The sequence below is a fragment of the Massilia glaciei genome, from assembly GCF_003011895.2.
In the GTDB taxonomy this organism is placed as follows: domain Bacteria; phylum Pseudomonadota; class Gammaproteobacteria; order Burkholderiales; family Burkholderiaceae_D; genus Telluria_A; species Telluria_A glaciei.
This window is the reverse complement of the sequence record NZ_PXWF02000342.1, coordinates 1-23,490: the sequence shown is the minus strand read 5'-3', so window position 1 is coordinate 23,490 and position 23,490 is coordinate 1. Positions and strand designations below refer to the sequence as shown.

Annotated in this window: 18 protein-coding genes and 1 tRNA gene; 14 read left to right on the top strand and 5 right to left on the bottom strand. The window is 64.7% G+C overall.

Going from position 1 to position 23,490, the window contains the following annotated elements; genetic code table 11:
• The first annotated feature begins 152 nt into the window (after window positions 1-152).
• Window positions 153-797: a tetratricopeptide repeat protein gene (locus C7C56_RS27260; protein ID WP_106760472.1), complete on the top strand. Its 645-nt coding sequence runs from the start codon at window positions 153-155 to the stop codon at window positions 795-797.
• A gap of 28 nt (window positions 798-825) precedes the next feature.
• Here C7C56_RS27260 and C7C56_RS27255 read toward each other — a convergent pair.
• A tRNA-Cys gene (locus C7C56_RS27255) sits at window positions 826-899 on the bottom strand.
• Window positions 900-1,180: 281 nt separating this feature from the next.
• Here C7C56_RS27255 and C7C56_RS27250 point away from each other — a divergent pair.
• The 6 genes from C7C56_RS27250 to C7C56_RS27225 all read left to right on the top strand — a co-directional run bounded on the left by C7C56_RS27250 (window position 1,181) and on the right by C7C56_RS27225 (window position 7,413).
• Window positions 1,181-1,798: an AIM24 family protein gene (locus C7C56_RS27250; RefSeq protein WP_106760471.1), complete on the top strand. Its 618-nt coding sequence runs from the start codon at window positions 1,181-1,183 to the stop codon at window positions 1,796-1,798.
• Window positions 1,799-1,879: 81 nt separating this feature from the next.
• Window positions 1,880-2,491, top strand: coding sequence for an AIM24 family protein (locus C7C56_RS27245; protein ID WP_229459038.1), 612 nt, complete (start codon window positions 1,880-1,882; stop codon window positions 2,489-2,491).
• Window positions 2,492-2,494: 3 nt separating this feature from the next.
• Complete coding sequence (locus C7C56_RS27240) at window positions 2,495-3,235, top strand: AIM24 family protein (RefSeq protein ID WP_106760469.1); 741 nt, start codon at window positions 2,495-2,497, stop codon at window positions 3,233-3,235.
• Between the two features lie 268 nt (window positions 3,236-3,503).
• On the top strand, window positions 3,504-4,694 hold the full coding sequence (locus C7C56_RS27235) for an exonuclease/endonuclease/phosphatase family protein (protein ID WP_181373392.1): 1,191 nt from the start codon (window positions 3,504-3,506) through the stop codon (window positions 4,692-4,694).
• 69 nt (window positions 4,695-4,763) lie between these two features.
• Entirely contained in the window at window positions 4,764-6,047 is a 1,284-nt protein-coding gene (locus C7C56_RS27230; protein WP_106760467.1) for an acetyl-CoA C-acetyltransferase, read from the top strand.
• Window positions 6,048-6,054: 7 nt separating this feature from the next.
• Window positions 6,055-7,413, top strand: coding sequence for a 3-oxoacyl-ACP reductase (locus tag C7C56_RS27225; RefSeq protein WP_106760466.1), 1,359 nt, complete (start codon window positions 6,055-6,057; stop codon window positions 7,411-7,413).
• A gap of 15 nt (window positions 7,414-7,428) precedes the next feature.
• On the opposite strand, the gene C7C56_RS27220 is transcribed toward C7C56_RS27225, so the two are convergent.
• Complete coding sequence (locus tag C7C56_RS27220; RefSeq protein WP_219933241.1) at window positions 7,429-7,752, bottom strand: hypothetical protein; 324 nt, start codon at window positions 7,750-7,752, stop codon at window positions 7,429-7,431.
• Between the two features lie 207 nt (window positions 7,753-7,959).
• Here C7C56_RS27220 and C7C56_RS27215 point away from each other — a divergent pair, with 207 nt between their 5' ends.
• A complete protein-coding gene (locus C7C56_RS27215) occupies window positions 7,960-9,939 on the top strand; it encodes a helicase-related protein (protein ID WP_106760464.1) in 1,980 nt (659 codons plus the stop codon).
• A gap of 34 nt (window positions 9,940-9,973) precedes the next feature.
• A complete protein-coding gene (locus C7C56_RS27210) occupies window positions 9,974-10,495 on the top strand; it encodes an arsinothricin resistance N-acetyltransferase ArsN1 family B (protein WP_370660251.1) in 522 nt (173 codons plus the stop codon).
• Between the two features lie 56 nt (window positions 10,496-10,551).
• Here the strand turns inward: C7C56_RS27210 and C7C56_RS27205 are convergent, their stop codons facing one another.
• Window positions 10,552-11,988 (bottom strand): DUF3999 family protein, encoded by a 1,437-nt coding sequence (locus C7C56_RS27205; protein WP_106760462.1) that lies wholly within the window; start codon window positions 11,986-11,988, stop codon window positions 10,552-10,554.
• Entirely contained in the window at window positions 11,985-14,783 is a 2,799-nt protein-coding gene (locus tag C7C56_RS27200; protein ID WP_229459037.1) for a DUF2339 domain-containing protein, read from the bottom strand. Before C7C56_RS27200 ends, C7C56_RS27205 begins: the two co-directional genes overlap by 4 nt.
• Here C7C56_RS27200 and C7C56_RS30240 point away from each other — a divergent pair.
• On the top strand, window positions 14,761-15,258 hold the full coding sequence (locus C7C56_RS30240; RefSeq protein ID WP_229459036.1) for a hypothetical protein: 498 nt from the start codon (window positions 14,761-14,763) through the stop codon (window positions 15,256-15,258). The two genes, C7C56_RS27200 and C7C56_RS30240, sit on opposite strands and share 23 nt — an antisense overlap.
• Before the next feature lie 175 nt (window positions 15,259-15,433).
• On the opposite strand, the gene C7C56_RS27195 is transcribed toward C7C56_RS30240, so the two are convergent.
• A complete protein-coding gene (locus C7C56_RS27195) occupies window positions 15,434-17,134 on the bottom strand; it encodes a diguanylate cyclase domain-containing protein (protein ID WP_181373391.1) in 1,701 nt (566 codons plus the stop codon).
• Window positions 17,135-17,414: 280 nt separating this feature from the next.
• Here C7C56_RS27195 and ppc point away from each other — a divergent pair, with 280 nt between their 5' ends.
• From ppc to eno, 4 genes are all read left to right on the top strand, one after another.
• Window positions 17,415-20,165, top strand: coding sequence for a phosphoenolpyruvate carboxylase (gene ppc / locus C7C56_RS27190; RefSeq protein WP_229459035.1), 2,751 nt, complete (start codon window positions 17,415-17,417; stop codon window positions 20,163-20,165).
• 62 nt (window positions 20,166-20,227) lie between these two features.
• Window positions 20,228-21,661: a pyruvate kinase gene (gene pyk, locus C7C56_RS27185; RefSeq protein ID WP_106760473.1), complete on the top strand. Its 1,434-nt coding sequence runs from the start codon at window positions 20,228-20,230 to the stop codon at window positions 21,659-21,661.
• A gap of 2 nt (window positions 21,662-21,663) precedes the next feature.
• Entirely contained in the window at window positions 21,664-21,849 is a 186-nt protein-coding gene (locus C7C56_RS27180; RefSeq protein ID WP_106760460.1) for a hypothetical protein, read from the top strand.
• Between the two features lie 12 nt (window positions 21,850-21,861).
• Entirely contained in the window at window positions 21,862-23,145 is a 1,284-nt protein-coding gene (gene eno / locus C7C56_RS27175) for a phosphopyruvate hydratase (RefSeq protein WP_106760459.1), read from the top strand.
• Window positions 23,146-23,490 lie beyond the last annotated feature (345 nt).

The following is a 23,490-nucleotide window of genomic DNA, read 5'->3' as shown; positions in this document are numbered from 1 at the left end:
AATCCTTCATGCAATCGCCCTGGTGGCTCCCCCGCTCAAATTGCTGTTATCGAACTTTGGGGCTACAATCTTTTCCGGATATCGGGTCCGCTGGCGCGTGCGCCGTCCCCTTGTTTTTCCTTACCCGCAACGCTAATTCTTGAGAGCCCACCGTGAGCCGCCACCTCCTTTTGTTCTTCGTAGCAGCCCTGACGTTCACGTCCGGTGTATCCGCCCAGCGCATGTACAAATCCGTCGGTCCGGACGGCAAGGTGACGTTTTCCGATATCCCACCGATCGAAACCGCAAGCAAGATAACCGTCATCAGGAAGGGCTCCAAGCCACAGCCGGAAAAAAAATTCGCGGACGAGACCGAAAACTCGACGGTGGATTTGTACGCCGCCGACGCCGCCGGACAAAATCAGCGTTGGATCGATTTGCGCAGCAGGTCGACGTCGATGTTTGCGAGGGGCGATTACGATGGCGTGATCCGGGTCGAGAAGGCGGCGATGGAAATCGCGAGGAAAAATTCGCCAAGCGATCCGCGGATCGTCGCGAGCATGCACGCGCTCGGATCGGCCCATCAGGCGCTGGGCAATTATGCGCAGTCGATTGCGCTGTTCGAGCGCGCGATCAGTATGTCGAAAGGGGGGCCGCCATATGCCCGCGCCGACGAGCTTTACAGGGAGCTGGTCGCGGCGCATTTGACGGTTGCGAAGTTGCGCATCGAGAGTGAAAGCGCGGCCTATTCGGCCGCTGCCAGGGAGCGCGTGGAGAACGAAAACGCGTACGCCGAAGGGACTAAAAAACGGCCGTGAATTTAGCCCAGGTGCAGCATAAGAAAATTGGAGGCGGGAGTTGGAATTGAACCAACTTACGCAGCTTTGCAGGCTGCTGCATGACCGTTTTGCTATCCCGCCGACTTAATTATCTCCGACTTGGGCTACGCGCCACTGACGATCCGATCAAGCCTGAGCGCGGAACCGACTGCGTTGCGGCCAAGGTAAATGCGGCTTCGATTCCCCACCAAAACAAGGCGCAGGACAGTGCTTCCCGGCCGCACTGAAATGGGCCGCGCGGCCGCCGATTCGCCTCGTGATGAACGTAATTGTTCAGCTGGCAGGATTGCCGTATTGACTTGCTTGTGCGAGGGCACCAGAATGGCAGTTTCCGCGCAGCGTTTCTGACCTAGGAGTAAGCCGTGACCAGTTTCCGCAACAATACCGATCGTCTGTTGGAAGTGACGCTACAGAAGGAGACCGTGCTCGCGATCGCCGGATCGATGGTCGCCTATACCGGCAGCGTCAAGTTTGAAAAATCGATCCTCGGCGGCGAGGGCATTTTTGGCGCCCTCAAGCGCAAGGTGACCAACGAGGGCATGCAACTGATGCAGGCATCCGGCACCGGCACCGTGTTTTTCGCCCAGGACGCGGCCGAGATCACGATGATCCCTTTGACGGGCGAGAAGCTCGTCATCGAAAGCAGCAGCCTGCTCGCCTACGACACCTCGCTCAAGACCGGCACTAGTTTTTCGGGCCTGCGCGGCGCGACTTCGGGCCAGGGCTTGTTCAGCACCACGGTGGAGGGCACGGGCAATCTGGCCGTGATTTCGCGTGGCAATCTGATCAAGCTCGAAGTGACGCCGGCCAATCCGCTGCGCGTCGACCCCGACGCCTTCATCGGCTTCAAGGGCGACATCACCCAGGAATTCGTGTTCGACGTGAACTGGCGCACGATGGTGGGACAGACCTCGGGTGAATCTTACCAGCACAAATTCAGCGGCAAGGGCGTCGTCTACATCCAGCCGGCCGAACGCTAAGCGCGTTGCCGATCAAGTCGCCGATTAATCGAATCACGAGTGGAGAATGCCATGCCGGCGTACCAGCAAATCAATGAAAAAATGATTGAGGTAAAACTCAACAACGAGGAAATCTTCGCCAAAAAAGGCGCGATGATTTCGTACCAGGGCAACGTCGCCTTCAGCCGCTCCTTCTTGGGCGGGCAGGGCGTGCAGGGCCTGGCCGAGCGCGCCGTCACCAACGAGGGCTACGCGCTGATGTCGGCCAAGGGAACCGGCAGCGTGTATTACGCGCAGGGCGGCTTGTTCGTCACGATCGTCCCCGTGCGCGGCGAGACCTTGTATGTAGAGAGCGACAATGTGCTCGCCTTCGATGCGCGCCTGACCCCCGGCACCATGTTTCTCGGGAACCAGGGCGGCGTGTCGGGCCTCGTGCGCGGCGCCGCCACCGGCCAGGGATTGTTCACGACCACGCTGCAGGGCACGGGCGAGGTCGCGATTTTGTCGGATGGGAATGCGATCGGTTTGCCGGTCACCAACGAGGTGCCCGTGTTCGTCGATCCGCAGGCGTACATCGGCCACACCGGCCAGCTCAGTTCGTCGATCGTCACCGATCTGAACTGGAAGACCTTCGTCGGCCAGGCGTCGGGCGAATCGTATCAGGTTAAATTTTCGGGCCAGGGCACGGTCTACATTCAAGCGAGCGAGAGGTAAGCCATGACATTCTATAACCAGGACACCCTGCCCAAGAACGACAACCTGAACCGCTTTGCCTATGTCATCGAGGTCAGCGACCAGATGCTCATTCGCAAGGGCAAGATGATCGCCTTTTACGGCGGCCTCAGTTTCGAGGCGATGGGCTCGAGCGTGGTCGACATGCTCGCGCGGCACGCCTTCAACGCGCCCAAGTACATCCACAATTTCGTGGTGGTGCAAGGCCGCGGCCAGCTCATTCTGGGCGACAACGGCAACGACATCGCCTGCTACGACCTCGACGCGGCCAACATGACGATCCGCGCCAAGAACCTGCTCGCGTTCTCCAAAGACGTGATCTGCCAGGAGTCGACGCTGCCGGGCTTTTTGACGATGATCGGCACCGGCAAGGTGATCTGCTCGTCCAACGGGCCGGTGCATTTCCTCGAGTTGCCGTGCCGCGTGGACGAGCAGGCCGTGCTGGGCTGGGCCGACTGCCCGAGCCCGTCGTACCGCTACGATTACGAACACGTCAAAGGCTTTATTTCGGCCGTCGGCGCGGTCACCGGGTTCACCTTGTCGGGCGAGGAGAAGCAGGTCGACTTCACCGGCGCCGGCACGGTGCTCGTGCAGTCGTCCGAACTCGACGTGGCGGGGGACAGCTCGGCCTTGTTGAGCCTGTTGCAGCAACTGCCATTCCTCGGCAAGGACGATCTGAGCAAATTGAGCTTGTCGGCGCAGCAGCAGATGCAGACAAGGCGGTAGGTGCCAGGTGCCCTGGCGCCAAGCGCGGGTGCGGGTTTGACCAATGCAGAAAGCCGCCCCGGGGCGGCTTTCTCTTTTGCGCACGGCACTACTTGCTGCCTGCCTTTGTCTGCGCCACAGCGCGGCGCAACTGGTCGCCATGAGCAATTCACTTACAACTGACATTGGCTAACAACGGCGCATATGCGGTAGAGTTGTGCTTATGCATAAACCGCCGGGCGATGGCCGGGCGGTCAGGACGAAAACGTACTTACACAATGGATTGCCAATGAAACTGACAGCAGCGCTTCTCTTAACCCTCGGCTTGACGCAAGCCTGCTATGCCCACAACGCCGGCGAGTACGGCGTCACGTCGTTCAACGGCGCGTGGGCGGGAACGACCGCCGACAATAAACTGCACCACGAGGTATGTTCTGCGGTTTCGTGGTGCCGCAACCGGGCATGGCGCGACGCCACGCCCGAGGTGCTCAAGGCGGCGCAGAAATGCGAAGCCGACACTAAGCTGGCCATCGAGCGGCTCCAGCCCGGCGCCCTGGTCGCGCCATGCTCGGCCTACACGTCGCCCAAAAAGGCACGCGCGGCAACCCCGGCCGACTACGAGCAGAAGCTCGACGCGATGCGCGAGACGATCACCAAGCTCATCGAGACGCAAAACGTCGGCGTGTTCGCGTTCCAGGAAATCCGCTCGGAGGAGGTCATCAAAAACATGCTGGGCAAGTACGCGGACCGTTTTGAAACCTGCGCCGCGCCGCACCCGGAATTCCAGACGGTCGGCTTCGCCTGGAAGCGCAGCCTGACGGGCAAGCCCGGCAAGTGCGTGACGAACCAGGAGCTCGCCGTCAAGGAGGATCCGGCCAATGCCGCCTCGCATGCGGTGCGGCCGGGCGTTGCGCTCGAACTGCTGGTGAACGGGAAGGCGATCACGTTCATGAACGTGCACCTCAAAGCCAGTTGCGCCAATTTGCTCAAGCGCGGCAACTGGGCCGCGCGCACCCTGGACGACCCGGATCCGGCCTGCCGCGTCTTCAACCGCCAGGTGCCGGTTCTGGAGCGCTGGATCGAAAGCGTCGCGCGCACCAGCCCCAATTTCGTGCTGATGGGCGACTTTAATCGCCGCATCGACGAAGAGGCGCAGGCCGCCGTGCCCGCATCGGAGGTGCGCGCCGACCACACCTTGCCGTCGTCCGAGAACGTGGCCGATGCCAGCGGCTATGTCCAGACCAAATACCTGTGGCAGGAAATTTCGGACGGTTCGCCCGTGCTCCACCAAGTGCCGTTGAGAGAGGCCGATTCGGCCTGCAAGGGGTTCACCGGACTCGACCATATCGTCATCAGCGATGCGTTGCTGGCGCAGCAGAAAAAGCCGCCGACCTCGGTCAAAACGCCCGTGTTCGAGCATCCCGGACAATTGATCGACACGAGCGATCACTGCCCACGGACGATGATGCTGGAACGGTAACGTGGCGCTCCCCGGGTAGGTGCGGGTTGGTGCTATCCTACTTGCAACAAACTTGGGGAGGCAGGACGAATGAATAACGGAGAAACGCGCCGCGTCGCGGTCGTTGGCGCCAATCGGATTCCTTTTGCGCGTTCCAACACCGCCTATTTCGAACTCAGCAACATGACGATGCTGACCGACACCCTGCGCGGGCTGGTGCAGAAATACAATCTGCAGGGCCTGCTGCTCGGCGAGGTCGTCGGCGGCGCGGTCATGAAGCATTCGCGCGACTGGAACCTGGTGCGCGAATCGGTGCTCAGCAGTGGCTTGCACCCCAACACCCCGGCCTACGACGTGCAGCAAGCCTGTGGCACCGGTCTCGAAGCGGCCATCCTGGTGGCGAACAAAATCGCGCTGGGGCAAATCGAGGTCGGCATCGCCTGCGGCACCGACACGACATCGGACGCGCCCATCGCCGCCAGCCGCGGCATGCAGCGCGGCCTGATGGCGGTGAACGCGGCGCGCACCCGCTCCGACAAACTGCGCGCCGGGCTATCTTTGTTGAACCCCTCTCACCTGATGCCCGAACTGCCGGCCAGGGGCGAGCCGCGCACCGGCAAAAGCATGGGCGAGCATGCCCAGATCACGGCGCATCGTTTCGGCATCACCCGGTTCGCCCAGGACGAGATTGCGCTGGCGAGCCACCTGAACCTGGCAAAGGCCTACGAAGCAGGCTTTTTCGAGGACCTGGTGATGCCGTATCACGGCCTGACGCGCGACAACAACCTGCGGCCCGATGCGAGCGCCGAAGGCATGGCCAGATTGAAACCGGCGTTCGAGCGCGGCACCGGCACCATCACCGCGGCCAACGCGTCGACCTTCACCGATGGCGCCTCCGCGGTGTTGCTCGCCTCGGAGGAGTGGGCCAAGAAGCAGGGGCTGCCGATACTTGCCTACCTGACTGCGGGTGAGGTTGCCGCAGTAGACTTTGTCGACGAGCGCGAGGGCTTGCTCATGGCCGGCGCTTATGCCGTCCCGCGCATGTTAGCCAAGCGCAAGCTCGCATTGCAGGACTTTGATTTTTACGAAATCCACGAAGCGTTTGCGGCCGTCGTTTTATGCACGATGGCGGCTTGGGAATCGCCGGCCTTTTGCAAGGACAAACTCGGGCTCGACGCCCCGCTTGGCAGCATCGACCGCGCCAAGCTCAATGTGAAGGGAAGTTCGATAGCCACCGGACATCCGTTTGCGGCGACGGGGGCGCGCATTGTCGCCACGCTCGCAAAAATCATCGACGAAGCCGGCGGCGGGCGCGGCCTGATTTCGATTTGCGCCGCCGGCGGCCAGGGCGTCACCGCCATTTTGGAAAAGTGATGGCAGCATGAGCGACCTGTTAATGAAGTTGAACCGCAATCCGGCGACCTCCGCCATCACCAAGGCGCTCGGCCTGCCCAATCCGGTGGAGCTGGCGCGCGAGCGGGGCGCCTATCTCGCGCATCCGTTTGAAGGGAAAACCGCGCTGCTGGCGCGTTCCGTCGATGGTTATGCGGCCGATGCGCTTTTTCGCAGTTTGGTGGACGCCGGGGTGACGCCGATCGAACAAGCGCCGCCGGAAGGCGGGCCGCCCCTCGATATCGTCGCGATGGACGCCACCGGTTGTGCAAGCCCGGCGCACTTGCGCGCGTTGTACGATGCGTTTCACCCGATCGTGCGGCGCATCGCCAGGAACGGGCGGGTGCTGCTTACCGCATGCGACCCCGCGATGGCCGAAACGCCAGCCGCCGCCGCTGTTGCGCGCGGCGTGGAGGGCTTCGTCCGTTCCTTGGCCAAAGAAGTCGGCGCCAAGGGAATTACGGTGAACCTGGCCTATGTCGATCGCGATGCGCTGGACCGGCTGGACGTTCCGCTGCGCTTTTTTTGCGGCATGCAGGCGACCTACGTCACCGGTCAGGTTTGCCATGTGAAAGCGCGCGTTGTGGCTGCGGCATCGACGCCATTCAAGAACGCGCTCGCCGGTAAGGTGGCGCTTGTCACCGGCGCGGCCAGGGGAATCGGAATGGCCACGGCGGAGAGGCTGGCGCAGGAGGGCGCCACCGTCGTCGCGCTCGACATGCCAAGCGCGGCCGACGATCTGCACCAGGCCTGTGGCCGCATTGCGGCCATTCCCCTGATGATGGATATCTCCGCCGCGGATTCCCCGGAGCGGCTCGCGAAATTCTTCGTCGAGCGTTTCGGGGGGCTCGATATCGTGGTGCACAACGCCGGCATCACGCGCGACCGCACGCTGGCCAATATGCAGGACCACTTCTGGGACATGGTCATCAACGTCAATCTGGCGGCGGTCATCGCCATCGATGAAGCGTTCCTGGCAAATGGCGTGCTCAGAAACGAAGGGCGCATCGTCTGCCTCTCGTCGGTCAGCGGGGTGGCCGGCAATTTTGGACAAACCAACTACGCCGCCTCCAAGGCCGCCCTTATCGGCTATGTGGCCGCGCAGGCGCCGTTATTGGCGCCGCGCGGCATCTGCATCAACGCGGTCGCGCCAGGCTTTATCGAAACGGCGATGACCGACGACATGCCGTTCGTGACCCGCGAGGTCGGCCGCCGCCTCAATTCGGTGAAGCAGGGCGGACGCCCGCGCGATGTGGCCGAACTCATTGCGTTTCTCAGCACGCCGGCGGTGGCCGGCATCAGCGGCGACACCATCCGGGTCTGCGGCCAGGGGCTGATGGGCGCGTAGGCTTTTGGCCCGCTGTTACGAGCCGGCGAACGGGGTCCCGAACACGCCCACGGCCAGTTCTGCCCAAACGAGGAAGAGCGTCAGACCGAGGACAATGCCGAGAATGACGCGGGCCTTGGTCGCCGTAAACATCCTCGCGCCGACCACAAACGCTGTCCCCGTACCGAGCAGCAGTATGCCCATGACGGCGAAATCGAAGATGTCCCAATTCACTTCGCTTGTGAATTGCATCGCCACCAGCGGCACCAGCAATATTGCCGCGACCACGAACATGACGATCATTAGTTGCTTGGACACTGGTTGGGCGTTGAATCCATCGTTGCCGGTCATGATTTTCATTGTATGTCTCCTTGGGCTGGCCGGTGCCGCGAGCCAGAGTTCTCATCGGTGCCGCGCTGGACCGCCAGAAACGGTATTTATAAAGTTGATGCAGTAATTTTAAGACAGTAGTGTGAAGGCATGATGCGTTCCGGGTGAAGCGCGCCTGCGCTTGCGCGTCCGGCACGATATAGTTGTGGCCAATACCATATCGACCCACGGCCATACATGAGCAATCCCCCAGCATCGGCAACATCCATCCCCCTCGGCGGCGACGGCGACGACGACACCTTCCTCGGCCAACAGCATCTCGACGCGTTCGGCGCGCGCCTGGTCAAGATGGAGGGCAGGGTCTTCGTGCGCCTGTCCGGCGTGGTCGAGGAGGAAGGCTTGCGCGTGCCCTACGCGCTGGTGCCCGCGCAGGGCGTGCTGGCCAAGCCCAGCAAGTGGCGCAAGCTCGACCAAGAGGCCAAACTGAAGCTGGTTCAGGAGCGCGTCAACGCGGCCGTGCGCGACGAGTTGCAGCGCGGCGTGCGCGATTTCGTCGCCGACATCGCCAGCCAATGCGAGGAAACCGGCAGCGACGCCATGGTCTTCCTGAGCGCGCTGGCCGAGACCGAGACCTCGGAACCGGCCGCGCACGTGTTCGACCGGATCCAGCAGCGCCTGCTCCACGCCTTCGAGCGCGAGCAGGAGGAGCGCCACGCCGCGCGCACCAAGCAGAGCATCAACCTGGCCGAGTATCCCGATTCGTTCGAGGTCGCCAAACGGATGCCGCGCCGCTTCATCGCCTTGCTCGGCCCCACCAACTCGGGCAAGACCCACCGCGCGATCGAGGCGCTGGCCAAGGCGCAGTCGGGCGTGTACCTGGCGCCGCTGCGCCTGCTGGCGCTCGAAAATTACGAGCGCCTGCAACAGGCGCGTCCGCACGGCAAGCCGCTCGCGGTCAGCCTCGTGACCGGCGAGGAGCGCCGCCTCGCCGACAACGCCACCCACGTCGCCAGCACGGTCGAGATGCTCGACACCCGCACCCGGGTCGAAGTGGCCGTGATCGACGAAATCCAGATGCTGGCCGACCGCGACCGCGGCGCCGCCTGGACCGCGGCCGTCTGCGGCGCGCCCGCCAGCGTGGTCTACCTGGTCGGCGCGCCCGAGGCGCGGCGCGCGATCGAGGCGCTGGCCGAGCGCCTCGATTGCCAGCTCGAGGTGCACCTGCTCAAGCGCATGGGGCCGCTGTCGATGGAGCCGACCGCCGTGCGCAAGCTGCGCAATCTGCGCCGCGGCGACGCCGTGATCGCGTTCTCGCGGCGCGAGGTGCTCATGTGGCGCGACATGATCACCGAGCTCGGCCTGTCGGTCGCGACCGTCTATGGCAACCTCGCGCCCGAGGTCAGGCGGGCCCAGGCGGCGCGCTTTCGCGATGGCGCGGCCGATATCGTGGTCGCCACCGACGCGCTCGCCATGGGCTTGAACATGCCGATCGCGCGCATCGTGATGACCACCACGGTCAAGTACAACGGTGTCGAGGAGGAGGAAATATCGGCCGTGCTGGCGCGCCAGATCGCCGGCAGGGCGGGGCGCTTCGGCGTGCACGAGGAAGGCCTGGTGGCCGGCTACGACGACAACACCCACGATGTGATGCGCTCGCTGCTGAAGGAGAAAATCCTGCCGATCGGCGCGACCGGCTTCGCGGTCGCGCCGTCGGTCGAGCACCTGCACCGGATCGCCGCCGTCACCGGCGAGCAGTCGCTGGGCAAGCTGCTCAAGCGTTTCACGCACAACATCGACGTGCCGGACGGATTTTTCTATCCGCGCATTACCGAGGAGCAGTCCGAGCGCGCGCTCTGGCTCGACACCCTGCCGCTCTCGGTCGCCGAGAAGTTCATGCTGTCGCTGGTGCCGGTGTCGACGCGGGTGCCGTCGCTCCAGCGCGCGTGGGAGCGCTGGGCCCAGTTGCTGGCCAAGAAGAAGGTCTGCAAGCTCGAGGCGCCGCACTACGGCGACCATTTCTCGCAAAACATGCAGGAGGTCGAGGATCTTTGCCGCATGTATTCGGCCTATGCGTGGATCGCCTACCGCGAGCCCGAATTCTTCCCGAGTGTCGAATTGGCGCAGGAGCTCGCCCGGCAGGCGTCCGAGCGCGTCGACGCGATGCTCCAGGCCCAGAATGCGGCGGCCCGCAAGCGCCACGGAAAATCGTACAAATGATAAACTTTTCCCAGCAACCATCGGGAGGCCAATCTTGAGCATTCGTAACGCCACCGGCGGCGACGCCGCCGCCATCGCCGCCATCTACAACCATTACGTCCTGCAAACGCCGATCTCGTTCGAGGAGCAAGCCGTGGCCGACGACGACATGGCGCAGCGCGTGGCCGGGGTGCAAGAAAAGGGATTGCCGTGGATCGTGTGGGAGACCAATGGCGTGATCGTCGGCTACGCCTATGCAACGCCCTGGCGGGTGCGCCACGCCTACCGCTTTTCGGTCGAAACGTCGGTCTACCTCATGCACGGCAAGGCCGGGCAGGGCATGGGCGCCCATCTGTACCGCACGTTGCTGGCGCGTTTGGCCGAAGGCGGCTATCGCCTCGCCATCGGCGGCATCGCCTTGCCGAACGAGGCGAGCATCGCCCTGCACGAAAAAATGGGCTACCAGAAGGCGGCCCATTTCAAGGGTGTGGGATTCAAATTCGATCGCTGGATCGATGTCGGTTACTGGCAGATCGCGCTGGGCGAGGCCGGCGCGGCGAGCCCGCCTGCCGCGTAGGGGCTATTCATTTATGCATGGAATCGGCCAAGTCTATGCAGGAATGAATAGAGCTATCATTTTTGCTCGTCCTTCATCTGCCGCACCAGGCGCCACGCCATAAACCCCAGCACGGCCACGCCGAGCAGCAGGGCGCCCCACAGGGCCCACATGCGGGTACGGGCCGAGCTGCCAGCCAGGAACGCGCCGCTTGTCGCCTCGGTCGCCGTGTTGTTTCCGATGTTCAATTTTAGCGGGCCGGCAAGCGCCTGTTCCACCGCGTAAACCTCGGACGCCGAGAAGCCCGGTGCCACTTGGGCAAGGTCGCGCAGGGCGGACTTGGCATCGGCGCGCCCAAAGGCGAGCGCGTACGGGCCGGTCCCGCCCGCAAGCAGCACGAGTGTTGATGGGGTCCAGCTCACCCGCAGTTGCGGCTTGACATCGGCCGCCGCCGGTGAGCGCAGCACCCAATTCGCCGCGTGCACTTGGTCGACCGTAATATCGCCCGAGGTGCGGCGCTGGCCCCCTTGGTTGATCTGGAAGAAAGTCGCGCGCAGCAGCGGCCTGAATTGCCATTCCATCTTCTGGATGCCGGTCGGGGCCGGCACCTCGGCGTAGCGCCCCAGCGTGGCCGGCATCACGATGTTCTGGTCGCCAAATTGCAGGCCGAGCCGTTCGACCGGGATCGCCACGGCCGATGCGTAGACCAGGTCGCCCGGCACGCGTCCCGGTTTGGCTTGCAAGGTGAGCTGCTCGACCGGCTGGGCGAGCTCGGTCTGCGCGGGCGACTCGGCAATAATGCGTTCAAATTGCAGCGGCTGTCCCTGCGGCCACGTCAGCCGGGCGTAGCGGAAAGCGCGCGGGGTGAAGCTGATGCGGTCGTTGGAAAGGGTGTCCGAGCCGCTGTTGACCAGCCAGCTCAGGTCGCTGTAGCCGACTGTGTCCCAGCGCTTGAGGTCGTCGCTGACTTCGAGCGCCACGCGCGCCGTGTAGCTGCGCGTCGATGGCGGCGGCGACAGTTTGAGCGCGTCGATGAGCGCCGCCCGGCCGCCGTCGTTTCCCTCGCGCAGGTCGAGCACCAGCGCGGTCAATTTTTCGGTTCCCGCATTGCCGCCGGAGCGCACGCGGGTGCTCACCGAGGTCAGGGAGCCGTCGGGCGCGGTGCGTATGTCGAGGTCGCCGACGACGTCGCCGCCGCGCGCCCCGGCGCCCATCACCGGAAATATCTTGACGGCGATGTCGCGCCGGCTGGTGTGTGATTGCGGCGGCGGCCGCAGCAGGGCGATCGGCATGCTCGCGCTGCGCGCGTCGAACACGCGCAGGTCGCTCAACCCGGCCGTGCGCGCGTTCAGGTACACCGCCTGCGGCAGGCGCAATTGGACCACCGCATTCTTGCCGCTGACCGTCAGCGGGATGCTGTGCGTGTAGTCGGCCGGCGTGTCGCCGGGCGCCGCCGCCAGCGCGGCCGGCAGCCAGCACAGCGCCGATGCCAATGTTGCGTAACTGCGTTTCATGCGTATTCCTTTGATGCGTTTTGTTCGCCTTGGGTCGGATACGGCGCCAGATAGCCGATCAACACCATCAGTAGGCCGACCCCGACGAACGAGACGATGCGCGCCACGCTGCCGACATTCGACAAGTCGACCAGGAACAACTTGCCGACCACCAGGCCGAGCAAGCTTGCGCCGATGAACCAGTCGCGGCGCAGCATTTTTGTGGCGGCGCGCCGCATCAGGACCAGCGCCGTGACGCTCCACACCAGCGACAGCATCGCCTGCACAAATTGCGAGCCGAACAAGTCGTCGTAGCGGTAAGGCAGCGGAAGGTAGTGCGCGGCCGAGCGCAGCAGCACAAGATTGAACCACACGTAGGCCAGCACCCCGCCCACAAACGGCATCGCCTGGGTGAAAGCGGCGGCGCCGGAGGTGATGCCGTCCGTGTCCACGCGCAATGTGCGATGGCAAACCGCCCCCAGCAGCAGCGCGAAGCCGGTGCTCAGGTCGAGCGGGTTGAGCAGCGGCAGGTAGGGCAGCGGTTGCATCGTGCCATCCTGGCTGATGTTGAACAAGGCGGCGAGGGCAAGCGACCACATCGCTGCCGCCGGGATCATCGCGCGCCGGTACCAGCGCGACAGCGGCACCGTTGGCCACTGCTCATTGCGGCTCTGGCGCGCCACCCAGATGACGATCAGCATCATGGCCCAGGCGGGCACAAAATTGGCCCAGCTCGCGGCCACGTTCCAGCCGGCCTCGGACAGCATCGCCCGGTCGGCGTCGTTGCCATGGATCGAGCGCGTGATGGCGATCTCGCCGACCTTCCACAGCATCAGCCAGGGGGCGGTGGTGCGCGTGAAGTGCAGCAGCTTGAGCCACTTTTCGGCGATGTTGAGGCCGTTGCGCGGGAAGAAACGCATCAGGTATTCGTTGGCCAGCCACAGCGCGGCAAACGCGATCCAGGCGATGCCGATCGGCATCTCCTCACGCGCATACAAGTGCCACAGCCCGCCGACGGTGGCCCACACCAGCGCGACCGGCGCGCTCATGCCCAGCCAATGCAAGGCGGGCCAGCCGAGCCGGCGTGCCAGAGCGACAAACCCGAGCGCCGAGGCGGCCACGCACAGCTGGTACATGGGCACCCATTCGGGCAGCGCGCCAATCGTGGAAACCTCATGCGCGGCCAAGGCGAGGGCGCCCGAGACGGCGTTCAAGACCGGGCCGAACCACCAGAACGCGCCCCAGACCAGCAAGGCGAGGGCGGTGGCGCTGTGGCTGGTGGCGGTGTCCGGCGTGCGGCCCAGTCTCCAGCTCGACACGAGCGCGCCGATGGCGATCATCAGGGCACCCAGCAGCGGCTTGTCGAACATGTTCGGCGCGGCCTCGGTCCAGTTCCACTGCGCCGCGGCGAGCACCAGCAGGGTCGCGCCGGCCACGGCCTGGGCGACCAGGGCGAACGATCCGGCGAGATGCCAGCGCATGCGCGCGGCGATGAAGGCCAGCAGCGCGGCCGTGCCCAAGCCGCTGGCGACCAGCAAGCTGGCCTGGGTGACGCCGGAAAGGCGCAGGAAGATCTCGGTCCAGGCGCCGCCCATGAGCCAGAACGCGGCAAAGCCGAGGAACAGCGCGGCCAGGCCGGCGTACTTGGCCGCGCCCCCGTCGTCGCTGTGGCTGCGGAAACGGGTCGCCATGAGGAAGGCGGTGACGGCGAGCAATATGAAACCGAGCCACAGGCTCGAATCGCGCGCCGCTTGCCCGTCGAGCCCGCTGATGGCGCCGATGAACGAGATCCACGCGCCGGACTGCACCAGCAGGCCGAACATCCAGGTCAGTTTCTGGCGCTGGCGCAGGCCGATCCAGACCACGCCGGCGCCTTCGAGCGCCCACGCGGCCGAGGTCCAGCGGCCGTCGAGGGCGAACGGCAGCGCGAGCGTGCCGAACACCACGCCCAGCGCGAGGAAACTTTCGACGAGCATGCCCAGTTGCGGGCCGCGGCGGCGCCACATGGCGAGCGCGAGCGCCGTGTAGAACACGCCGAAGCCGAGCGCCGAGAACGCGTTGCCGAACTCCTTGCCGCGCATCAGCCCGAGCTGCAGGGCGAACGCGAGCAGCGGCGTGCCGAACACGATGGTGGCGTTCACATAGTGCTTCAGGTCGATCGATTGGCGCACCGCGTAGATGACCGCGATGGCCACGTAGAACAGGATGAACAGGATCAGGAACAATTGGGTCGACAGGTAATGCGCGTCGGGTGAATACCTGAGCACGCCCCAGGCGGTGCCGATCACGAAAGTGAAGGCGAAGCCGAGCAGGTTCAGGCTGTTCCAGGTGCGCCGCAGGGCGATCGCGAGGATGCCGGTGTTGAGCAGCGCGTAATACGATAACAGCGCGATGTGGCTGCCGCCGCCGGTCGTGGTCAATATCGGCGAGACAAAGCCGCCGGCGATGCCGAACACGGCCAGCCAGAGCGCGTTTTGCAGCACCGCGAGCACGCAGGTGAAGGCGGTCAGCACGAACAGCAGGCCGAACGTGGACCCGGCCGGAATCAGGCCGTACAGGCGGAACGCGCCGAAGGTCACGAGCATGAGGATGCCGAGCGCGGCGCCCTGCACGGGCAGGCCGATCGCGCGCCGGCTCAGGCGGATGCGCCAGCCCCACAGCAGCAGCGCGATGTCGGCCAGCACGATGCCGGTCAGGCGCAACTCGATCGGGACGGTGACGCGTTGGGCGGCGTACTTGAGCAAAAAGCTGACGCCGATGAACAGGATCAGCAAGCCGATCTTGGCGACCAGATTGCCGCTGAACATCCACGTCATGATGGCGGTGAGCCAGGCCGGCTGTGGGGCAGGCAATGCTTTTGACGGGGCGGCAGGGCGGCGGCGCGGCGGCGCGGATTCGATGGCCGCAGGGATGGCGGGCATGGCGTCGGCGGATGCGGGCAAGGCGGATGCAGGCGCGGCGGGCAATGCTTCGGCGGCGGCAAGCGCGGCTTCGGCCGCCGCACCGCCCGCCCGTGCCGCCTCTGGCGCGCTCTCAGGTGGCGTGGCGCTGGCCAAGTCGGCCATGGCCGGCCGGGCCGTTGCCGCGCGTGGGCTGGGCGGGCGCGCCGCCGCCGTCTCCGGCGAAGCGGAAAAATCCGCTCCGGGAGGGGCCGGCCGGGCTGGCGCCTCGCGCGGATCGAACCGATTCCCGAGCAAGGCGTCGACCTTGGCTTGCAATGCCGCCAACTGGCGCTCGAGCGTTTCGATGCGCTCGTTGCTGCGTTTGGATAAGCGTCCATACAGAAGGTAGGCGCAGAACAGGAAGACGCAGAACCAAAAAAAAGACATCGTGGGACACTCCGTGCGGCGTCAGTGCGACTGACCGAAGCGATATCTTAGCGCGGTCCAATGCATGGACGACCAAATCGGGGGATGTATCACCCGCCGCTACCAGCGGTCGCGTTTATTGCTTATTCATTGCTTATTCATTGCTTATGCGCGCGCGCCGGCGTGCTGCCGTGCGGCGCGGCGGCGTTGGCTGGTTGCTCGTTCGGGCGCGGTGTCATTTCGTCGTTGAAACAAATCTTGTTTTTGCCGGCGCGCTTGGCCCGGTACATGGCGCTGTCGGCGCGCGCCATCATCTGCGTGGCGCTCACCGCGTCGCCGCTGCCGTGGTAGACGGCCACCCCGATCGAGGCGCTCAGGGCGAGTCGGTGGCCGACCACCTCGTAGGCTTGCGCCAGCGCGTCGAGGCATTGGCGCGCGAGCCGTTCGGCGTCGACATGGCCGTCCTCGAGGTCGTCGAGCAGGAGGACGAATTCGTCGCCGCCCTGGCGCGCCACCGTGTCGGTGCGCCGGCGCCCGCGCGACAGGCGCGTGGCCACCTCGACCAGCACGGCGTCGCCGACGTCATGGCCGAAGTTGTCGTTGACGGGCTTGAAGCCGTCGAGGTCGCAGAACAGTATCGCCAGTTGCAGGCCGTGCCGCTCGGCGCGCGCGAGCGCGCGCTGAAGATGGTCCTCGAGCATGCCGCGGTTGTACAGGCCGGTCAGGGTGTCGTGGTGCGCCAAGAAGGCCATGCGCGCCTCACTCGCCTCGAGCGCCGTCTCCTTCTCGGCCAGGCAGGCGACCAGGTGGTTGAATCCCTGCACCAGGTCCCCGACCTCGTCGTTGGTCTGAACCTCGAGCGGCGCCAGCGCGGTGCTGCCGTCGGCCATGGAGCGCATCGAGCGCGCGACCGTGGTCAACGGGCGCATCACGCGCGGCAGCATGAGGTGGAACACGCCCAGCAAGAACAGCAGGACGACCAGGCTGCCGACCAACATGACATTGCGCAAGGCCTCGATCGGCGCGTAGGCCTCCTGCGTGGGCAGGCGCGCCACCACCACCCAGCCCATGCTGGGCACGCTGGCGACGGTCGACAACTCCTCGGTGCCGTCGGGGGCGATGGTGATGTCGCCCGGCCGGGTGCGCGTGCGGACATAGCGCGAGTAGGCCTCCGAGATCGGCGTGCGCTTGAGCACCAGCGACGGATCGCCGGCGCCGATGAACACATTGTCGTCGGGCGCGACGAGCAGGAAGTCGCCGGAGCCGCCGAGCTTGGTCTGTTGCAGGCCGTCGAGGAAGCCGGGCGCGTCGAGATTGGTCATGCCGGCGAGCACGGCGATTATCTTGTTCTGGCCGTCGCGCACCGAGGCGGCCATGATCATGGTCGGGGTGCCGTTGACGCGCTCGCGCTGCGGCTTGCCGATGATGAACGCCTGTCCCTGCAGCACCGTCCTGAACCATTCGGTGCCGGCGAAATCGATCCGGTCGCGCCCGTTCTTTGCCGGGTAGTCGGCGATCACGCCGGTGCCGTCGGCGCGGATGACGGACAGTCCGCGCGAAAACAGGGGATTGACCTGGTGCTGCAATTTGAGCCAGTTCGCCATCGCCACCGGATCGGCCAGCAACTCGGTCGGCAGCCGCCCGGCCAGTCCCGACAGCAGGGCGCGCCTGGCGTTGATGCTGTGGTCGATGTCGCGCGCGATATAGCTGGCGATCGAAAATTGCTGGGCCGACACCAGGGTGTGCAGTTCGGATTGCATCATCGGCAGCGCAACAATAAGGCGGAAGAAGACCAAGGTCAGCAGAAGTCCGATGGTCAGCGCGACAATCCGCATTTTGATGCTGAAGGGTTTCATCATATTCCGAGTGTTGTCGTTAAGATGGCACTGTTGCTGCCACACCATCATAACAGCGAGTGCGCGCCAATATGGAGGAAAAATAGGGTGCTATGGATCAAATTATGTAGTAAAGTTTCGTTAATTCTGGATATTTTTGTGGCTTCCTACACGGTGCTATACGCATCTTCATATTTCCCAAAGGGAAAAAGCATAGATAGCGCCTTGCGGAGCGTGTAAAGTCACTACATATTCCGAAAAGCTGTTTTTTTAATACGTAAATACATTCGGCAAAGCGGAGACCATGGGCACAATGCAGGCGGCAGACAGTTTCAAAGACGAGTTGTTGGGCAAGGACATCCGCGAGCTCGGCCGTCTGCTCGGCGACACCATCCGCGCCCAGCACGGCGACGAGGCCTTCAACCGCATCGAGAACATCCGCCAGATCGCCATCCGTTTCCACCGCGACGAGGACCGCGAGGCGCGCCAGCTGCTCGACGATTCCCTGCGCTCCATGTCGTCCGGGGACGCCAACCAGCTGATCCGCGCGTTCAGCTATTTCTCGCTGCTGGCCAACATCGCCGAGGACCAGCACCACATCCGCCGCACCCGCGCCCACCTGATCGCCGGCTCGGCGCCCAAGGCGGGCAGCCTCGCGTGCGCCGTCGGGAGCGTGTTCCAGGCCGGGCAGGGCGACGACCTCGCGGGGTTTTTCGAGGACGCCTGCATCAACCCGGTGTTCACGGCCCACCCGACCGAGGTGCAGCGCAAGAGCATCCTGAATTGCCAGATGGCGATCGCGCGCCTGCTGGGCGAGCGCGACCGCGTGGCCATGACGCCCGAGGAACGGGACCAGAACGCCGAGGCGCTCGGGCGCGGCATCGTCACCCTCTGGCAGACGCGCCTGTTGCGCACCTCCAAGCTGTCCGTGATGGACGAGGTGGAGAACGGTTTGTCGTTCTTTGACCACACCGTGCTCGCCGGATTGCCGCAACTTTACTGCGCGCTCGAGGACATGCTGGCCAAACACGACGACCAGTGGCGCGATGTCGAACTGCCCACCTTCATGAAGGTCGGCAGCTGGATCGGCGGCGACCGCGACGGCAACCCGTTCGTGACGGCGGCCATCCTGCGCCAGACCCTGCAGCGGCAGTCGGCCGAGGCGCTCGAATTCCATATCAGCGAACTGCACAAGCTGGCGTCGCAACTGTCGCTGGCGCAAACCCATTGCGCCTGTTCCGAGCAGTTGCGCGAGCTGGCCGAGCGTTCGCAAGACCTGTCGCCGCACCGCATCGACGAACCCTACCGGCGCGCGCTGTACGGCATCCTTTCCCGGGTCGAGGCGACCAAGCGCCATCTGGCCGGCGCCGGCGCGCCGGGGCAGGCTCCGTATGCCAACGCGGCCGCGCTGCTGGCCGACCTCGACATCGTGCACGCCTCGCTGGTCGGAAACGGCGCCAAGGCGCTCGCGCGCGGCCGCCTGCGCCAGGTGCGCACGGCGGTCAAGGTGTTCGGTTTCAGCCTGGCGCCGGTCGACCTGCGCCAGAATGCCGATGTGCACGAGCGGGTGGTCGGCGAACTGCTGGCCTTTGCCAGCCCGGGGCTCGTGTACGGCGAGCTCGACGAGGCGCAGCGCTGCGGCGTGCTGCTCGGCGAGCTGGCCTGTCCGCGCGCGCTCAAGTCGCCGTTCGAGGTCTACTCCGACGAGACGCAAGACGAGCTCGCCATTTTCGACGCCGTCAAGGAGGCGCACGACAAATACGGCCGCGAGGCGGTGACCAACTGCATCATCTCGAAGGCCGACAGCGTCTCGGACCTGCTCGAGGTGGCGCTGTTGCTCAAGGTCGCCGGATTGCTGCGCATCGCGCCGACGCCCGTCATGGACGTCAACATCATCCCGCTGTTCGAGACCATCGACGACTTGCGCAACGGCCCGGCCATCATGCGCGCCGCGTTCGGCCTGCCGCTGTACCGCGCCCTGCTGCAATCGCGCCGCGACGTGCAGGAGGTCATGCTCGGTTATTCGGACAGCAACAAGGACGGTGGCTTCCTGACGTCCGGCTGGGAACTCTACAAGGCTGAAATCGCGCTCGTGTCCGTGTTCGGCGAGCATGGCGTCAAGCTGCAGTTGTTCCACGGCCGCGGCGGCTCGGTCGGCCGCGGCGGCGGCCCCAGCTACGAGGCGATCCTGGCCCAGCCGCCCGGCGCGGTGCAGGGACGGATCCGCCTGACGGAGCAGGGCGAGGTGATCACGGCCAAGTACGCCAATCCCGAAGTGGGCCGGCGCAACCTCGAGGTGCTGGTCGCGGCGACCATGGAGGCGACCCTGCTCGGCCACCGCCAGGCCGAGCCCAGCGCGGCCCAGCTCGACGCGATGGAGATGCTGTCGGCCGAGGCGCTGCGCGCCTACCGCTCGCTGGTCTACGAGACCGATGGTTTCGAAAAATATTTCTGGGAGTCGACCGTGATCTCGGAGATCGCCGCGCTCAACATCGGCAGCCGCCCCGCCTCGCGCAAGAAATCGACCGCGATCGAGGACCTGCGCGCCATCCCGTGGGTGCTGAGCTGGGCGCAATGCCGCCTGATGCTGCCGGGCTGGTTCGGTTTCGGCTCGGCCGTCGAGCGCTTTTTGGAGCGGGCGCCGAGCGAGGGCCTCGAGTTGCTGCGCCAGATGCACCGCGACTGGCCGTTCTTCAAGACCTTGCTCTCGAATATGGACATGGTGCTGGCCAAGAGCGACATCGCCATCGCCGGGCGCTACGCGGGCCTGGTCAGCGACGTGGCGCTGCGCGAAGCGGTGTTCGGGCGCATCCGCGCCGAGCACGCGCGCACCATCGCCGCGCTCAAACAGATCACCGGCCAGACCGAGTTGCAGCAATCGAACCCGCTCATGCAGCGCTCGATCCGCAACCGCTTCCCCTACATCGATCCCCTCAACCACGTCCAGGTCGAATTGCTCGCGCGCTTCCGCGAAGGCCAGCGCGACGAGGCGACCAGGGCGGGAATCCACCTGTCCATCAACGGCATCGCCGCGGGACTTAGAAACAGCGGTTAGTCTTTGCCGTCCGACCAACATCCACCAGAACAAAAGAGGCACCTGTCATGTCCGTAACGAGTATCCGCCGCGCCACCAAAATCGTCGCCACCATCGGCCCCGCATCGAACGACCTCGACACGCTGGTGCGCATGTTCGAGGCCGGCGTCAACGTGGTCCGCCTCAACTTTTCCCACGGCAAGGCGCAGGACCATGTCGAGCGCGCCCGGATGGTGCGCGAGGCGGCCAGCCGCTGCGGGCGCGAAGTGGCCATCATGGCCGACCTGCAGGGGCCGAAGATCCGCGTCGGCAAGTTCGAGGAGGGCAAGATTCAGCTCGAGACGGGCGCGCGCTTCATCCTCGACGCCGCCTGCGAGCTGGGCAACCAGGAGCGCGTCGGCCTCGACTACAAGGACTTGCCGCGCGACCTCAAGGCGCACGACGTGCTGCTGCTCAACGACGGCCTGATCGTGCTCGTGGTCGACCGCATCTCGGGCTCGGCCATCCACACCACGGTGCGCATCGGCGGCGAGCTGTCGAACAACAAGGGCATCAACCGCCAGGGCGGCGGCTTGTCGGCCAAGGCGCTCACGGCCAAGGACATGGAGGACATCAAGACGGCCATGAGTTTCCAGGCCGATTATGTGGCCGTGTCGTTCCCGAAAAACGCGACCGACATGGTCATGGCGCGCCAGCTGGCCAACATCGCCGGCGAGCAGTACGAGCACAAGCCGTTCATGATCGCCAAGATCGAGCGCGCCGAGGCGATTCCGGCGCTGCAGGAGATTTTGGACGCCTCCGACGGCATCATGGTCGCGCGCGGCGATTTGGCGGTCGAGGTCGGCAACGCGGCGGTGCCGGCGCTGCAAAAACGCATGATCAAAATGGCGCGCGCCTCCAACAAGCTGGCCATCACCGCGACCCAGATGATGGAGTCGATGATCTTCAACGCGGTGCCCACGCGCGCCGAGGTCTCGGACGTGGCCAACGCGGTGCTCGACGGCACCGACGCCGTCATGACCTCGGCCGAGACGGCCTCGGGGCGGTACCCGATCGAGACGGTCGAGGCGATGGCCGCGATCTGCCTCGACGCCGAGAAATGGGACATCTGCCAGCTCGACGTCGACCTCGTCAACACGCGCTTCACGCGCATCGACCAGTCGATCGCGTATGGCGCGCTGTTCACGGCGCACCACCTGCGCGTGAAGGCGATCGCGGCGCTGACCGAATCGGGCTCGACCGCCTTGTGGATGAGCCGCAACAACATCAACATCCCGATCGTGGCGATCACGCCGAGCCTGGCGACCCAGCGCAAGCTGGCGCTGTACCGCAACGTGACGGCGCTCGAGCTGCCCCATTCGCGCGACCGCGAGGCGGTGCTCAGCGCGGTCGAGGGCCTGTTGATCAAGCATGGCATCGCCGCCAAGGGCGACACCGCGGTGCTGACCTGGGGCGAGCCGATGGGCGCCGTGGGCGGCACCAACGCACTCAAAATCATGAAAATCGGCGAGGAGTGAACATGAACAAGACGGATAGGGAGTCGGGTTTTACAAACGAGGCGAAGGCCGCGCTCGAGGCGCGCAGCTTTATCGGGTCTTTGCGCCTGAACCTCGATGAACCAATTGAATGCGCGCCCGCCGCAGGCTGCCACGCGCAGACAGGCAGCAGCATGCGTGACGCGTATTTTTCGTATGAATTAATCTAAACTGGAGAACAAATGAGTGCGATTGTTGACGTTATCGGCCGTGAGATCATTGATTCGCGCGGCAATCCGACCGTGGAATGCGACGTGCTGCTCGAATCGGGCGTGATGGGCCGCGCGGCGGTGCCGTCGGGCGCGTCGACCGGGTCGCGCGAGGCGATCGAACTGCGCGACGGCGATAAAAACCGCTATTTCGGCAAGGGCGTGCTGCAAGCCTGCGCCAATATCAACACCGAAATCGCCGAAGCCATCATGGGCCTCGAGGCGAACGAGCAGGCTTTCCTCGACCGCACCCTGATCGACCTTGACGGCACCGAGAACAAGAGCCGCTTGGGTGCGAACGCGATGCTGGCAGTGTCGATGGCCGTGGCAAAGGCCGCCGCCGAGGAGGCCGGTTTGCCTTTGTACCGCTACTTCGGCGGTTCCGGCGCGATGCAGATGCCGGTGCCGATGATGAACGTGATCAACGGCGGCGCGCACGCCGACAACAATCTCGACATCCAGGAGTTCATGATCATTCCGGTTGGCGCGCCCTCGTTCAAGGAGGCGATCCGCTACGGCGCCGAGGTGTTCCACACGCTTAAAAAGATCTTGCACGACAAGGGTCTGACCACCTCGGTTGGCGACGAGGGCGGTTTCGCGCCGTCGGTCGCCAACCACGAAGAGGCCATCAAGCTGATCATGCAGGCGATCGAGCAGGCAGGCTACGAGCCGGGCACCCAGATCTGCCTCGGCCTCGATTGCGCCGCGAGCGAGTTTTACAAGGACGGCAAGTATGTGCTGGAGGGCGAGGGCAAGTCGTTGACGGCGACCGAGTTCACGGCGATGCTGGCCGGCTGGTGCGACAAATACCCGATCATCTCGATCGAGGACGCGATGGCCGAGAACGACTGGGACGGCTGGGCGGTGTTGACCGAGGCCCTGGGCAAGCGGGTGCAGCTGGTCGGCGACGATTTGTATGTCACCAACACCAAGATCCTGAAAGAGGGCATCGACAAGGGCATCGCAAATTCGATCCTCATCAAGATCAACCAGATCGGCACCTTGACCGAGACCTTCGCCGCCATCGAGATGGCCAAGCGCGCCGGTTACACGGCGGTGATCTCGCACCGTTCGGGCGAGACCGAGGATTCGACGATTGCCGATATCGCCGTTGGGACCAACGCCCTGCAGATCAAGACGGGATCGTTGTCGCGCTCGGACCGCATGGCCAAGTACAACCAGCTGCTGCGCATCGAGGAAGATTTGGGCGACGTCGCAAGCTATCCGGGGCGCAGCGCGTTCTACAACCTCAAATAGTCGTTATTCTAGGTCGTGTGCGCACTCCTCTGGTCGTGCGCACTTCCCTGCTCGCGTACGTGCAATCCCCAGTCGTTCCCGCCCCCCCCACGTCATTCCCGCGAAGGCGGGAACCCATACTGAGTATGCAGATATGCGGCGTCAATATATTCAGCCCCGAAGTTCGCGGGCCTGAAAATTCAAACTTCGTGTCTATGCCCGCGCAGTATGGGTCCCCGCTTTCGCGGGGATGACGAAGATAGAGATAGAGAGAGAGAGAGAGAGAGAGAGAGAGAGAGAGAGAGAGAGAGAGAGAGAGAGAGAGAGAGAGAGAGAGAGAGAGAGAGAGAGAGAGAGAGAGAGAGA